Source organism: Dyella sp. NPDC103356, from assembly GCF_055584465.1.
The window spans coordinates 604,206-617,244 of the sequence record NZ_JBVJLZ010000001.1; the positions used below are offsets into that span (position 1 = coordinate 604,206).

The 13,039-nt window shown below is 61.2% G+C and carries 11 protein-coding genes; all 11 read right to left on the reverse strand.

What is annotated here, in order from left to right; genetic code table 11:
* Nucleotides 1-162: 162 nt before the first annotated feature.
* Nucleotides 163-612, reverse strand: coding sequence for an NfeD family protein (locus tag ACZ6WW_RS02630; protein ID WP_465272837.1), 450 nt, complete (start codon nucleotides 610-612; stop codon nucleotides 163-165).
* Nucleotides 613-631: 19 nt separating this feature from the next.
* The gene (locus tag ACZ6WW_RS02635; RefSeq protein WP_281852182.1) at nucleotides 632-1,591 is read right to left on the reverse strand and encodes an SPFH domain-containing protein; all 960 of its coding nucleotides are present in this window, start codon (nucleotides 1,589-1,591) and stop codon (nucleotides 632-634) included.
* Nucleotides 1,592-1,691: 100 nt separating this feature from the next.
* Nucleotides 1,692-3,065, reverse strand: a complete 1,374-nt coding sequence (locus ACZ6WW_RS02640) for a sensor histidine kinase (protein ID WP_465272838.1) — start codon at nucleotides 3,063-3,065, stop codon at nucleotides 1,692-1,694.
* Nucleotides 3,066-3,092: 27 nt separating this feature from the next.
* A complete protein-coding gene (locus ACZ6WW_RS02645) occupies nucleotides 3,093-3,416 on the reverse strand; it encodes a hypothetical protein (protein WP_465272839.1) in 324 nt (107 codons plus the stop codon).
* Nucleotides 3,417-3,494: 78 nt separating this feature from the next.
* Nucleotides 3,495-4,835, reverse strand: coding sequence for a sigma-54-dependent transcriptional regulator (locus ACZ6WW_RS02650; protein WP_465272840.1), 1,341 nt, complete (start codon nucleotides 4,833-4,835; stop codon nucleotides 3,495-3,497).
* Between the two features lie 222 nt (nucleotides 4,836-5,057).
* Nucleotides 5,058-6,263 carry an ABC transporter permease gene (locus ACZ6WW_RS02655; protein ID WP_465272841.1) on the reverse strand — a complete coding sequence of 402 codons (1,206 nt, stop codon included), beginning with the start codon at nucleotides 6,261-6,263 and terminating at the stop codon, nucleotides 5,058-5,060.
* 3 nt (nucleotides 6,264-6,266) lie between these two features.
* A complete protein-coding gene (locus tag ACZ6WW_RS02660) occupies nucleotides 6,267-7,583 on the reverse strand; it encodes an ABC transporter permease (protein WP_465272842.1) in 1,317 nt (438 codons plus the stop codon).
* 312 nt (nucleotides 7,584-7,895) lie between these two features.
* Nucleotides 7,896-9,116 (reverse strand): ABC transporter permease, encoded by a 1,221-nt coding sequence (locus ACZ6WW_RS02665; RefSeq protein ID WP_465272843.1) that lies wholly within the window; start codon nucleotides 9,114-9,116, stop codon nucleotides 7,896-7,898.
* Nucleotides 9,117-9,124: 8 nt separating this feature from the next.
* A complete protein-coding gene (locus ACZ6WW_RS02670; RefSeq protein ID WP_465272844.1) occupies nucleotides 9,125-10,426 on the reverse strand; it encodes an ABC transporter permease in 1,302 nt (433 codons plus the stop codon).
* A 32-nt stretch (nucleotides 10,427-10,458) separates the two neighbouring features.
* On the reverse strand, nucleotides 10,459-11,694 hold the full coding sequence (locus ACZ6WW_RS02675) for an ABC transporter permease (protein WP_465272845.1): 1,236 nt from the start codon (nucleotides 11,692-11,694) through the stop codon (nucleotides 10,459-10,461).
* A 13-nt stretch (nucleotides 11,695-11,707) separates the two neighbouring features.
* Nucleotides 11,708-13,036: an ABC transporter permease gene (locus ACZ6WW_RS02680; protein ID WP_465272846.1), complete on the reverse strand. Its 1,329-nt coding sequence runs from the start codon at nucleotides 13,034-13,036 to the stop codon at nucleotides 11,708-11,710.
* Nucleotides 13,037-13,039 lie beyond the last annotated feature (3 nt).

Here is a 13,039-nt window from a genome sequence, read left to right on the forward strand (position 1 = left end):
CTCGGTACCCTCGAACGAAGGTCGGAAAGCCTGCGGCGGTGCGGCGCGCCAGGGCACATGGATGGGAGAAGGAATACGGTGCATGGCCGCATTCTTACCCGGAAGCACGCAGCTTGAACACCGGTAATTCGCGATGCGGAGTGCCCACCGCGACCAACCATGTCACGACGCCGCTCTGACCTTCAACGTCGTACCGTCCACGTCGACCACCTCGACGGTCGTGCCAAGCGGAAGATCCGGTCCGCTGACCAGCCATTGTCCGTCGCCCACACGCGCCTTGCCGCGGCCGTTGACGATGGCTTCGATCAACACATAGCGCCGCCCGATCAACTGCTCGCCACGGCGGTTGAGCCGCTCGTCGCCCGGCTCGCTACGCTGCAACCTGGGGCGCAACGCATACCAGTAGACCGCGCAGGACGCGAACGCCAGCACCGCAAACGCGACCGCCTGAGCCAGCATCGACATATCCGGCAACACCAGCACCACGACACCGGTAGCCGCGGCGGCGATGCCGATCCACAACATGAAATACCCGGGCAGCACCACCTCGATCGCGATCAGGATCAAGGCGAGAATCCACCAGAGGTAGTGCAAGGCGACGTTTGCGAACATGCCCCTCTCCTTGGATCGCTTAGCGATTGACCGGCGGTGGCGTACGGCGGTTTGCAGCGAGGGTCTCCTGCTGCTGCCCGAGCGATTCTTTCGCCAGTTCGGCGATACCGGCAAGCGAACCCAAAATGCCCGTCGCTTCCATCGGCAACATCAGCATCTTCTGGTTCGGCGAGTTTGCCATTTCCTTCAAGGCTTCGACGTACTTGTTGGCGACGAAATAATTGAGCGCGTTGACGTTACCGTTGGCGATCGCTTCGGACACCAGCTTGGTCGCCTGGGCTTCGGCCTCGGCCAGGCGGATACGTGCCTCGGCTTCGCGGAACGCGGCTTCCTTCTTGCCGTCCGCGGCAAGAATGGCCGACTGCTTTTCGCCATCGGCCTTGAGCACGGCCGCCTGGCGGAAACCTTCCGCTTCAAGAATATTCGCGCGCTTCTCGCGCTCGGCTTTCATCTGTCGTGCCATCGAATCGACCAGGTCTCGTGGCGGCGCGATGTCCTTGATCTCGATGCGGTTGACCTTGACGCCCCAGGGATGTGTGGCTTCGTCGACCACGGTCAGGAGCTTGGCATTGATCGCATCGCGCTGACTCAGCGATTCGTCCAGATCCATCGAACCGAGCACGGTACGGATATTGGTCATGATCAACGCGAGCGCGGCCTGCTCCAGGTTGGAGACTTCGTATGCCGCCTTGGCCGCATCCAGCACCTGATAAAACACCACGCCATCGACACGCACCACCGCGTTGTCCTTGGTGATGACGTCCTGGCTGGGCACGTCGAGTACCTGCTCCATCATGTTCATCTTGCGCCCGATGCCGTACACGAACGGCAGCAGGAAATGCAGACCCGGCGACAACGTGCGGGTGTACTTGCCGAACTGTTCTACTGTCCATTCGTAGCCCTGCGGCACGATACGCACCAGCTTGGCCAGGACGACGACAGCGACGATAACGACAATCAGCGCAAAAATCTGACCCATGGTACGACTCCTTTCGACGATTGGAGCGGAGTATAGGCGAGGTGTGGGGGTGCGGCGGGTTAAGCGTTGGTAAGGAGATCGTCCGGCGGAGCGGAAAAACTCAAACCAGCATAAGCGGCAACAACAGCGTCACCCGCAGCCCACCTTCATCCCGATTGGCCAAGGCAATCCGTCCGCCATGCGCCTCGGCAATCTCACGCGCGAGCGCCAAGCCCAAGCCGGTACCCGATCGTTTCGTCGAATAAAACGGTAACAAGGCCTGGGCAAGCACGATTTCCGTCATGCCCGGACCATGGTCGGCCACTTCGATACGGAGCTCATGGCCGATCAGCGCCAGCGACAAAGTCACTTCGTCATCGGCACTGCCTGATTCGTGCGCATTCTTGATCAGGTTGATCAGGACCTGCTCGATCTGTGCCGCGTCGAACCAGCCTGGCTGTTCGGGCACCTTGCCGACCAAGCGGAACTGGCAATGTAAGGCCAGGCCCTGCAAAAACTGCGGCCATTCGATCTTCGTCGCCTGTGGCGCAGGCAGCTTGGCGAAACTCGCATAGCCGGCAATAAAACCGTGCAAATGACGAGCACGCTCGCCAATGGTGGCAAATACGCCGGGCAGACGTTCGGTGTCGCCGCGCCGCGCCAGTTCCGCACCCGAATGGGAGAGCGAAGAAATCGGTGCGAGCGAATTGTTCAATTCATGACTGATCACACGAATCACGCGCTTCCAGGTCGCCACTTCCTGGCGCGAGAGTTCGCGGGTCATGCGGCGAAACAATTGCAGGCGATGCGGTCGTCCCTGCAAGCGGAAGTTGCGTTGCGATAGATGGAAGGTTTCTTCGCTGCCGTCCATCTCGACGGTCAACAAGGCATCTTCACCGCTGAGCGCGGCACGACGCAGCGTTTCAGGCGTGCTTTGCAGCAGTTCGGCAAAGTCCAGGCCTTGCAGCGATTTGCCATCGTTGAAGAGATGCCGCGCGGCGATATTTGCATACACCACGCGGCTGCTCGCATCGCTGAGCACCAATGCAACGGGTGTGTTCTGCACGACGGTGTCGAGCAACAGCTCGCGCTGCGCCAGATTCTGGCGTTGCTCGCGCAACGTCTGGCCAAGCGCGTTGTGCATGCGGATCAAGTCGCCCAGCTCATCGCGACGATCGGCGGCGATCGAAAAACTGAAATCGCCGTCACGATAACTCGCTACCGCACCCTCCAATGCCCGCAACATGCGGTTGACCGGCGACATCACCAGATGCCCGAGCCACAGCGACAAGGGCAACAGAACGATCAGGGTAACGATGAAGCCGCTGTACGGACCGGTAGGCATTGGCACCACCAGCGACAGGTCTTTTTTCATCCACACAATCAGCTGCGGCAGCGGCCATTGGGTTACGCCGGTGTAGATCAATGCACCGGCGATACCGACCACCACAAGCAATACGGTCAGCCGCAGCTGCAGACTCAGACTACGCGCCATGCCGCCCCCTTCATGCGCGCGACCTGCTTAGTGGCATTTGGAATTTCGCGGATCGGCCGCGCAATTGGCCGCCGGGCGTTCGTTGTCGCCAAACACGCTGTTGTCGTTGATCGCCTTGGGACGATTGGGATCCGGACGCGCGGTGTCCGTGACGTGAGGACGGCTGTCCTTGAACTTGAAGTGGCCATTCTGCTGCGAGTCACCGGCACGATTGCTGTCGCCGTACTTGACGGTGCTGGCGCTGGCCGGCTTGCTCCAGCTATCGCTGGCCTGCGTGGCGGACTGCGCGCCTGCCGCCTGGGCAGCCAGCGCGAGCACGACCGAAGCGATCAACACGAATGAACGACGCATGTCAGGGCTCCCTTGAGTTGTCACGGATGCCCGATCTTAGAACCAAGCCCAAGGCGTCGCATAGGCCAGAAGCCGGGCTCAGGTCTGCGTCGCCAGACCGTAACGCTCCATCCGTCGATACAGCGCCTGACGGGATAGTCCCAGCGCCTGGGCGGCACGGCTAACGACACCGTCGGCCTTGCCCAGAGCGGCCTCGACGGCCTCACGGCTGGGCTCGTCCAGGTTACGCGCGGCGGCCGCCGCCTGTTGCGGCAGGTTGAGTTGTTCGGGTGCGATGCGGCCACCGGAGGCAAGCAGCGATGCGCGCTCGATCGCGTTCTTGAGTTCGCGCACGTTCCCCGGCCACGCATAGTTCAACAACGCGTCGCGTGCGGCATCACTGAGCTCCGCGCGACCACCGAGGAAATGCTCGGCCAGCGGCAGGATATCGTCGACGCGCTCGGCCAGCGGGGGCAGGTTTACTTCGATCACATTGAGGCGGTAGTAGAGATCCTCGCGGAACGTACCGGCGCGAATCATCGCCTTGAGGTCGGCGTTGGTCGCACTGAGCACGCGTACCTTGACCTGGCGCGTACGACCTGAGCCCAGGCGCTCGAACTGGCCCGTTTCCAGTACACGCAACAGCTTCACCTGGCCTGACAACGGCAAGTTGCCGATCTCGTCCAGGAACAAGGTGCCGCCATCGGCCAGCTCGAAGCGGCCTTCGCGCGCCTTGTTCGCACCGGTATAGGCGCCGGCGTCGGCACCGAAGAGTTCGGCTTCGATCAGTTCCCCTGGCAGGGCGCCGCAATTGACCGCGATGAACGCACCACGCTTGGCCGGCGAGTTCGCATGCACGATCGCCGCGATCCGCTCCTTGCCCGCGCCATTGGGGCCGGTGATCAGCACGGGCACTTCCGAGCGCGCGACCTGACAGGCCAGGTCCAGCGTGCGTGCCATCGACTCGGACGCAAAGACCAGATTATCCAGATCGTAGCGGCGCTGCAGGTCTTCACGGCGCTTGCGCCGTTCGTTGCGTGCGCGGCTTACCTCACGGGTCGACTCCGATAGCTCCAGCAGGTTCTCCACCGTCGCCAGCAGCTTGGCATCGTCCCAGGGCTTGGCCATGTAGTCGGCGGCACCGGCCTTTACCAGCTCGACGGCCGTCTCCAGGTGTGTCCATGCGGTCAGCAGGATGACCGGCAGATCGGTATGGCGCTGGCGGATTGCACGGAACAGCGCCACGCCTTCCTCGCCCGAGGTCGTATCGGCGGTGAAATTCATGTCCTGGATCACCACGTCGATCCGCTCGCGCTCCAGCATCTCCAACCCCTGCTCCTGGGTCAGCGCCACCAGCGGCCGGATTTCGTGCAGCGACAAGGCCAGCGACAGCGCTTCGCCGACGGTGGGGTTGTCATCGATGATCAGGACAGTTCGCATTTTTCGTCTACACATGCCGACATGGATGCAGCTCCATGCCAAAAGGTTGCCATGACTTTGGTCATGGATGAGTTAGGCCGGCTGCTTTCGCAGCCTGTGAGGCCGGTCGCTGGCGCGACCTGGGAAGAGTAAAGGGGAAATGCATGAGACGAAACGCTCTCGCTCTTCCTCTTTACTCTTCACCCTTTCCAGGCCGCGCCAGCGGCCGGCTTTACTCCATGATCATACAGAGCGGGTAGCCACCACGGGTGGCACCCTTGCCGCCCGCAGCGCAGGCCCGAGTACGGCCAGTTGGCCAAGCACCCAAAGCACCACGGCGCCCCAGGGCAGATAGGCCAATGGCAGGCGCGGTACTTCGTAGAGCTTCATTAGGACGATATTGAGCGCAAAGGCCATCACCATGCCCAGTGCGATACCGCCGCTGACGATGAGAAAGTTTTCGGTCTGGAAATAGCTGAGGATATCGCTGCGGCGAGCACCGATGGCGCGGCGGATGCCGATCTGACGCCGCCGTTGCTGCACCCAGAAACTGGCCAGCCCGACAATACCCAGTGCGGTCACCAGCAGCATGGCGGCGATGATCCCGCAAAGCATGGCAGCCATGGCCCGATTGGAAGCGAAATAGCGATCACGCAATTCGCTGAGCGTGCCCGAATAATCCAGGTCGACCACGACATCCGGTGCGATACGCGCCACTGCGTCGAGGGCCTGACGCAAGACCCGGTCTCGCGAGAGCGGATCGGTACGCAGTACGAATACCTGCCCGAGGACATTGCTGCCGGTGATCAGTACCGTGTTATGCAATATCAGCGGCTCGGGGTTGGGCCGTGCGAGGTCCTCGATCAATCCCACCACGCGGCGTTGCGCGCCGTCGGCAAAGAGCACCTGTCCCAGTGAGGGCTGCCCCGGCCAGATGTGCTGCGCGTAGGAACGCGACATCAGGATCGATGGCGATGAGGGCAGGAACGATGTCGAGTTGGCCGCTTCGTCGTCGCCCAGCCAGCGACCGTCGGCCAGATGCACACCGACGGTCCGGACGAAGTCATTGTCGGCGACGTAGAAATGACCTTGCTGATTGTATTGAGGGTCATCGAGAACGCTTCGAAAACCGATCTCGCCCGCCTGCTGGGTGAAAGGCACGGCATTGGTCATGCTTACCGATTCGACGCCAGCGATCCCACGCAAGCCCTGCTTGATACGCAGCAAGGTATCGCGCCCCAGGTCATTGCCCGTACCCTGCAACGACAGCGCCACCAGGTGCGACTCGTCCACTCCCGAGGCCATGCTCATCAATTGCAGGCGATTGCTGAGCAGAAAGAGCGCATTGCACAGTACCGCGCATGCAAGCGCGATCTGCAGGCCGATCAACAGGGTTGCCATGCGATGGCGGCGCAGCGCAGCGGCGACGTGACGGATATCCATACGCATGGCTCAGCTCACCTTGATCTGAAGAGCGGGCGGGACACGGCTTGCACGCACCGCCGGAAGCAGGCCGGCAAGCAGGCTCGCCAGGATGGCCATCGCCACGGTGATCAGCAGCAGCATCGGATCGAGCTGTGCCAGATCGGCGTACGCTACCTTCTGCTGACGGACCAGCCAAAGTCCGAACCATGCGAGCAGCAGGCCACCGACACCCCCCAACATGCCTACGGTGCCAGCCTCCACCAGACACTGCATGAAGATGTCGCTTCGCGAAGCGCCCATGGCGCGACGCACGCCGATCTCACCGCTGCGCCCGAGGAACTTCACCAGCAGCAGACCCACGGTATTGCACAGACAGATGACCAGAAAGCCAAAGGCCAGCCAGGTCTGCAATTGCACGTCCTTGGGCACCACCTGATTGAAGTCCAGCCATTGCATCAGCGACATCATGCGAATGTTGGGCGGGTGATCGAAACGGCCCAGGCTACGTTGCTGCGCATCGTAGTCGCGTAGATAGTCCCGGTACGCCGAACGCGTGGCCGGCGTATCCAGCTGCACCCATAGCCCCACCCATTCACAAGCCGCCGCCGCCATGTTCTTGGGATCGACATCACCCCAGCAACTGAACCAGCTGAACTGCGAATGCAGATCCAGCGCGGTCGACAACGGCAGCATGAGATCATGCGGCGGCTTGTAGAGATCGCTGGTGTCGCTGGCACCATGCCCACCCACGACCATATAGAACCGCGGCGACGGGCGCCAATGATCGAGCACGCCGACGATCCGTAAATCGTTGCCATCGACACGCAGCGTGCGACCGACACTGTTTGCGCCGGCAAACAGTTGTTGATTGAGGCGTTCGCTGATGACTACCGTTCGCGAACGCGCCTCGTCATCGGCCGGCTGCCAGGGGCCGCCATAGCGAAACGGTACGTTGAACATCGAAAAGAAGGCGCTGGTCGTGGTCAACGTGTCGATCATCGACGGATGTCGACCGGCCTCGACCGGCTGAATCTTTACCAGCGCCTCGGCCGTCATCGTCTGGCGATCGGCCTTGCCGCTACTCCATAGATCCCTGGCACTGGTGTAATCGAGCAGATCGGCCGGACGGCTGCGCACCATCCCCTTGCCGGTTTCGGCGTCGAGCTGCGGATAGAAGATGTGCTCGCTGCGTCCAGGCAGCGGATCGCCCGACAACAGATACATGACCGTCAACGTGGTCATGCTCGTACCGATGCCGACCGCGATGGCAATCACCATCAGCGCGGTCAGCACGCGGTTGCGCTTCAAGCTGCGCAGTGCCAGATCCAGGTAATAACCGAACATCAGGGGACCTCGATAAACTCGCCTGGTTTTTTTAGGAGCGACTTCAGCCGCGACCGATGGTTACGTCACGGCCTGTCGCGGGTAAAAGGAACCTCAAATAACCTCAGTTTTCATCGTCATCCCGGCGAAGGCCGGAGGCGCTTTTCAACAGCGAAGCTGGTCATCCATTCCTCAGTTGTCGCTTGTCAGGTAGCGTGTGGCAAGCATCTGCACTGAGGAATGGATTCCGGCCTTCGCCGGAATGACGAATAGGAAAGGCTTTAGAGGTTCCCTGAAGTCGCTCCTACAACGATGACCTACTCACGAAAACAGTTAAGCCGCCCGCGTCGCCACCACGGGCGGCACGGCTGCCGCGCGCATGGCCGGCCCCAGAACGGCAATCTGTCCTACCGCCCACAAGGCGATGGCACCGATCGGGAAATAGGATCCGGGCAATCGCGGCAGCTCGTAATGCACCATCAAGAACAAGTTGATGCCGTACGCCAGCGCCATGCCCAGAACGATGCCTATCGTGGCCAGCAGAAAATTTTCCGTCTGAAAGTAGCGCAGGATATTGCCGCGCGTGGCACCGAGTGCGCGACGCACGCCGATCTGACGGCGGCGTTGTGCCACCCAGAAACTGCCCAGGCCGACAATGCCCAACGCGGTAACAACCAGCAACGCGACGCACACGCCGGCAAGGAGACCGGTCATCGCGCGATCGTCCTCGAAGAAACGCGTACGAACGTCTTCCCAGACCTGCTTGCTCAATACCACGCGATGTGGATCGGCCGCCTTGAGCTTTTCCAGCGCTGTCTTGAGTACGCGGTCGCGATCCTGCGGCGACGTACGAATCAGATACTGACCCTCGGCAACACGCGCGGGCAGGATCATGCTGTACTTCGCGATCGAGTCGTCCCAGATCGACGGACGCACCAGGTCCTTGACGACGCCGACGACATAGAGCGGCGTCTGGTCGAGATAGATTGGCTTCCCCAGCGGATTCTGCCCGGGCCACAAGCGATTCGCCATGGCCTGGGTGATCACCACGGTCTTGGGCATGACCTTGTCGTCCTTGGTCTGCAGCGCGGCCATGATCGTCTTCATGTCGACGTATTCGTCCGGACGAAGATTGCGCCCGGCGACCAGCTGCGTACCCAAGGTTTCGGCAAGATTCACGCCGTAGTAGTTGGTTGCGTTGATGGTGGACTTCTTCTGATCGGGATCGATCTTGACGCCGCTGTTATTGGACGAGTTGCCGAACGGCACCTGATTGACCGAAGCGACCTGGGTGACTCCGGGAATCTGCCGCAACAGCTGCAGGTCTTCCTGGTCACGAGCGTATTTGTCGTCGTTGGCGCCGATGCTGGCAAAGCGGATACGCACCAGCTCCTTCTCCGCCACGCCGCTAGGCATGTTCATGCGGTCGATGCGCTGGGTGATCAGGAACACGGCGTTGCAGACGATCGCGCACGTCAATGCGATCTCCAGTATCAGCAGCGCCGCGGTGATCTTGTGGCGGCGCAACGTCGAAAGGATGGGAAGAATTTCCATATCGGCTCTCACTGACTCTTCAGTTGCAACGCGGGAGTGATCTGGCAGGCACGCCAGGCCGGCAACAGGCCGGCACAAAGCGTACTGATCAGGGCGAGCAGGAACGTGGAAAGGAGCATGGTCATATCCAGATGCGCGAGCGAGGCGTAGCTGGACGGTTGCCGACGCACCAGCCACAAGCCGGTATAGGCGAGCATCAGCCCCCCCATGCCGCCTGCCAGGCCAATGACTCCGGCCTCGATCAGCAACTGCATGAACACGTCGCGACGGGAGGCCCCCAGAGCACGTCGCACGCCAAGCTCGCCCGACCGGCGCAGAAACTTGGCCAGCATCAAACCGACGGTGTTGACGAGGCAGACCAGAAGGAAGCCAAGCGCCAGCCACGTTTGCAGACGCACGTCGCTGGGTACGACCTTCTTGTAATCCAGCCATTGCATGACATCGAGCAAGGCCACATTCGGCTCACGCTCGAAACGGCCAAGGGTTTTCTGCTCCTGCGAGTAATGGGTCAAGAACGTCTTGTACGCTTCGATCTTGGCCGGGTCGACGATCTGCACCCAGAACTGCAGCCACACACAAGGCGTGTTCTCGGCGTGCTCGGGATCACCGCCCGAACCCCAGCAATCGGTGGAGCCGTTCAAGGGAAGCTTCATGTCGCGCGACGTCGACAGCGGCATGAAGACATCTTCGGCTTCGGCGTAGTCGCCGATATTCAGGTCATAGAAATGCGGGTTGACGCGCCAGTCGCCCAGCACGCCGACGATCTGGAACGAGGTGTCCTTCATGCGCAGCGTCTGGCCAGTACTGTCCTTGCCTTCGAACAACTTGTCGTTGAGCAATTTGGAAATCACCACCACCCGCGCCTTGCCATCGTCGTCGCTGGCATTCCAGCCGCGTCCGTACAGAAACGGCACGCTGAACATGGGAAAGAAGTCGGCCGTGGTATAGCGCGCATCGGTATAAAACGGGTCGATGCTCGACTGCGTGGGCTGGATCGGCACGGCGCCGCCGGTCATCAGCGCCTGCCGATCCGCCCGTGCCGCGTGCAGCAGATTCATGCCGTCGGTCCAGGTGACCTGTTCCGGCGGTGGCTTGTTCGGCTCGTAGCCATCCATCGAAAAGGGATCGATGCGCGGATTGAACAAGGTGGCGCTGCTGCCAGGCAGCGGATCGCCCGACAGCACGTGCAGCACGGTCAACGTCGTCATGCTCGCGCCAATGCCAAGCGCGATCGCGACCACCATCAAGGCCGTCAGCACCTTGTTGCGCTTAAGACTATGTAGCGCCAGATCAAGGTAGTACCCGAACATGCTGCCCTTCCCCCAAGCCGTATGAAAAATGACTACACCGAACGCGTCGCTTCGACCGGCGGTACTTTCGATGCACGCATGGCCGGTGCCAGCACCGAGCCCTGCCCCAACAACAGCAACATCACCACGCCGATCAATACATAGGCCAATGAGAGCCGCTGCATCTCGAAACGGGTCACCAGCCAAAGATTCAGCCCCACCGCGAGCACGATGCCGAACAGGGCGCCGCCGCTGCTGATAAGCAGGTTCTCGGTAAGGAAGTAATTGAGGATGTCGCCGCGTGTAGCGCCCAGCGCACGGCGCACGCCGATCTGCTTGCGCCGTTGTCCCACCCAGAAACTGGTCAGGCCCACGATGCCCGCGGCGGTGATCGACAGCAGCACCACGCAGACGATGCCCATCAGCACGGCCATACCGCGGTCGCGGTCATAGGCTGCCTGACGGATATCCGGAAATTTCTGGATGCCATCCTTGTCGCTGATGACCCGCATCGCGTCCTGCGCGAACAGCGTCTGGCGTACCTTGGCGGCCACCGCATCGATCTGCCCCGGCTCGGTACGGATCAGGTAGTAGTTGCCCCATTCAGACAGCAGACGGCAGGGCAGGATCGTGGTTTGCGAGGCAAACCCCGAAGCCCAGCGATCCACGCTGTGCGGCTGCAGAGTATCGACGATGCCGACGATCACAACCGGATGCGCATCGCCAAAGTAAATCGACTTGCCCAAGGCGGAGCCATCAGGAAACAGATGCCTGGCAAGCGCCTGGGTGACGATCGCCGATGGCGGCGAAAGCTGGTCTCGCACATCCATCGCCTTGATTTCGCTTGGCTGAAAATTACGGCCGGCGATCAGATGTACACCCAAGGTATCGAGCAGACGCTCGTCCGAAAAGAACAACGCCGTGGACGTCGTCGGCTTGAGCTGATCGGGCTCCAGCATGATGCGATCGTCCCAACCGTTGCCGCGCAGGGGGTATGCGTTGGAGATCGCCGCGTTGCGCACGCCGGTGAGATGACGCAACGCTTCCAGATCGGTATTGACCTGCGCGTCCACCTGCTGGGTGCTCATCGGTCGCGCCCATTCATTCTGCACCACGATGATATTGGCTTCGTCGATGCCAGTGGGCTGCGACAAATGTTGCAGGCGCTGCTGAATGATCGAGAAGGCATTGCAGACAATGGCAAGCGTCAGGGCGATCTGCAGCGCGATAAGAACCGTGCCCGCCTTGTGGCGACGCAACGCGGTAACAATGGGGCGAATCTGTAGCATCGTCTCGTCGCCCTCAGTTCGATTTCAGCTGCCAGGCCGGCTGCACTTGCGCAGCCTTCCAGGTCGGATAGAAGGCGGCGAGCACCGTGGCCGCCATCGCCACCACGATGGTCAGGAGCACCAGACTGGCATCCAGATGCGCGAGCTTGGCAATCTGCGGCTCGAAGATCAGGCCGACACCGAACATCCCGATGGTGGTCAGCAATACCCCCAGCACACCACCCGCCAGACCGACGGTGCTGGCCTCGATCAGAAACTGCAGGTAAACCTCGCGCCGCGATGCGCCGAGCGCCCGACGCACGCCGATTTCCGCGGCGCGCCGCATGAACTTGGCCAGCAACAGACCAATCGTGTTGATCAGGCAGATGGCAAAAAAGCCCAACGCAACAACCAGGGAGATACGGCTCTCCGGCGGCACGACCTTTTCGTAATCGAGCCATTCGGTGACATTGCGCAAGCGTATGTTCGGCGCCCATGCGAAGCGACCCGATTGCTGCATCTGTGCCGCATAGTTGCGCAGGTACTCGCGATAGCGCTCCGTTTCTGTGGGCGTATCGAGCTGCACCCACATCGAGATCCATACGCACTCGCCGTGCAACCAGCCATCCCAGCCGGCGTTCAAGCTCGATGCGCCACCGCAGCTATTGCGCCCACCGGTGTCGATCTTCAGGTCGATCGCTTTGTTGAAAGGAACGTAGATCTCCGACGCGTCCCCCATACCGTTGACCGTAAACATGCTGAACAAGTCGAAATAACGTGGCTTGGGATCCCATTGGTCGGTTACACCGACGATGCGATAGCTATGGCCGCGCATATTGATCTCGCGGCCCACGCTATTGGCGCCCTGGAACAGGCGCTCGTTGAGACTGCGGCCGATGACCGCGACGTCCGCATGCCCTTCGTCGTCCGCCCGACTCCAACTCGAGCCATAAAGAAACGGCACGTCGAACATCTGGAAGAAATCGCCCGTCGCGGCATAGCCGCTGACATTGAACGGCAACGAGCCACCGCCATGCTCCGGAATGACCGAGAGCGTGACCTCGTAGAAAATCGTCTGCATCCTGGCCTGATGCGCCTTCCACAATGCCGTGGCATCCGTGTACGTCAACGCCTCGGGCGGCTCACCAAGGGAACGAGCATGCTGCGGCCCCCAATTGTCCAGTTGCGGCACGTGCAAACGTTCGGACTTTTCCGGAATGGGATTGCCCGAAACCGCCCGGAATACCGAATAGGTAATCATCGACGCGGCTACGCCGAAGCCGATCGCCATCACCATCAGCGCCGTCAACCACGGATTGCGCCTCAAGCTTCGCACACCCAATTGGACGTAATAACCGAACATCAT

Excerpts from the sequence above, each read along its gene's own strand:
- ACZ6WW_RS02660 (WP_465272842.1), bottom strand. The coding sequence starts at position 7,583 with ATGTTCGGTTATTACCTGGATCTGGCACTGCGCAGCTTGAAGCGCAAC.
- ACZ6WW_RS02630 (WP_465272837.1), bottom strand. The coding sequence starts at position 612 with ATGTTCGCAAACGTCGCCTTGCACTACCTCTGGTGGATTCTCGCCTTG.
- ACZ6WW_RS02655 (WP_465272841.1), bottom strand. The coding sequence starts at position 6,263 with ATGCGTATGGATATCCGTCACGTCGCCGCTGCGCTGCGCCGCCATCGC.
- ACZ6WW_RS02640 (WP_465272838.1), bottom strand. The coding sequence starts at position 3,065 with ATGGCGCGTAGTCTGAGTCTGCAGCTGCGGCTGACCGTATTGCTTGTG.
- ACZ6WW_RS02670 (WP_465272844.1), bottom strand. The coding sequence starts at position 10,426 with ATGTTCGGGTACTACCTTGATCTGGCGCTACATAGTCTTAAGCGCAAC.
- ACZ6WW_RS02650 (WP_465272840.1), bottom strand. The coding sequence starts at position 4,835 with ATGCGAACTGTCCTGATCATCGATGACAACCCCACCGTCGGCGAAGCG.
- ACZ6WW_RS02645 (WP_465272839.1), bottom strand. The coding sequence starts at position 3,416 with ATGCGTCGTTCATTCGTGTTGATCGCTTCGGTCGTGCTCGCGCTGGCT.
- ACZ6WW_RS02680 (WP_465272846.1), bottom strand. The coding sequence starts at position 13,036 with ATGTTCGGTTATTACGTCCAATTGGGTGTGCGAAGCTTGAGGCGCAAT.
- ACZ6WW_RS02665 (WP_465272843.1), bottom strand. The coding sequence starts at position 9,116 with ATGGAAATTCTTCCCATCCTTTCGACGTTGCGCCGCCACAAGATCACC.
- ACZ6WW_RS02675 (WP_465272845.1), bottom strand. The coding sequence starts at position 11,694 with ATGCTACAGATTCGCCCCATTGTTACCGCGTTGCGTCGCCACAAGGCG.
- ACZ6WW_RS02635 (WP_281852182.1), bottom strand. The coding sequence starts at position 1,591 with ATGGGTCAGATTTTTGCGCTGATTGTCGTTATCGTCGCTGTCGTCGTC.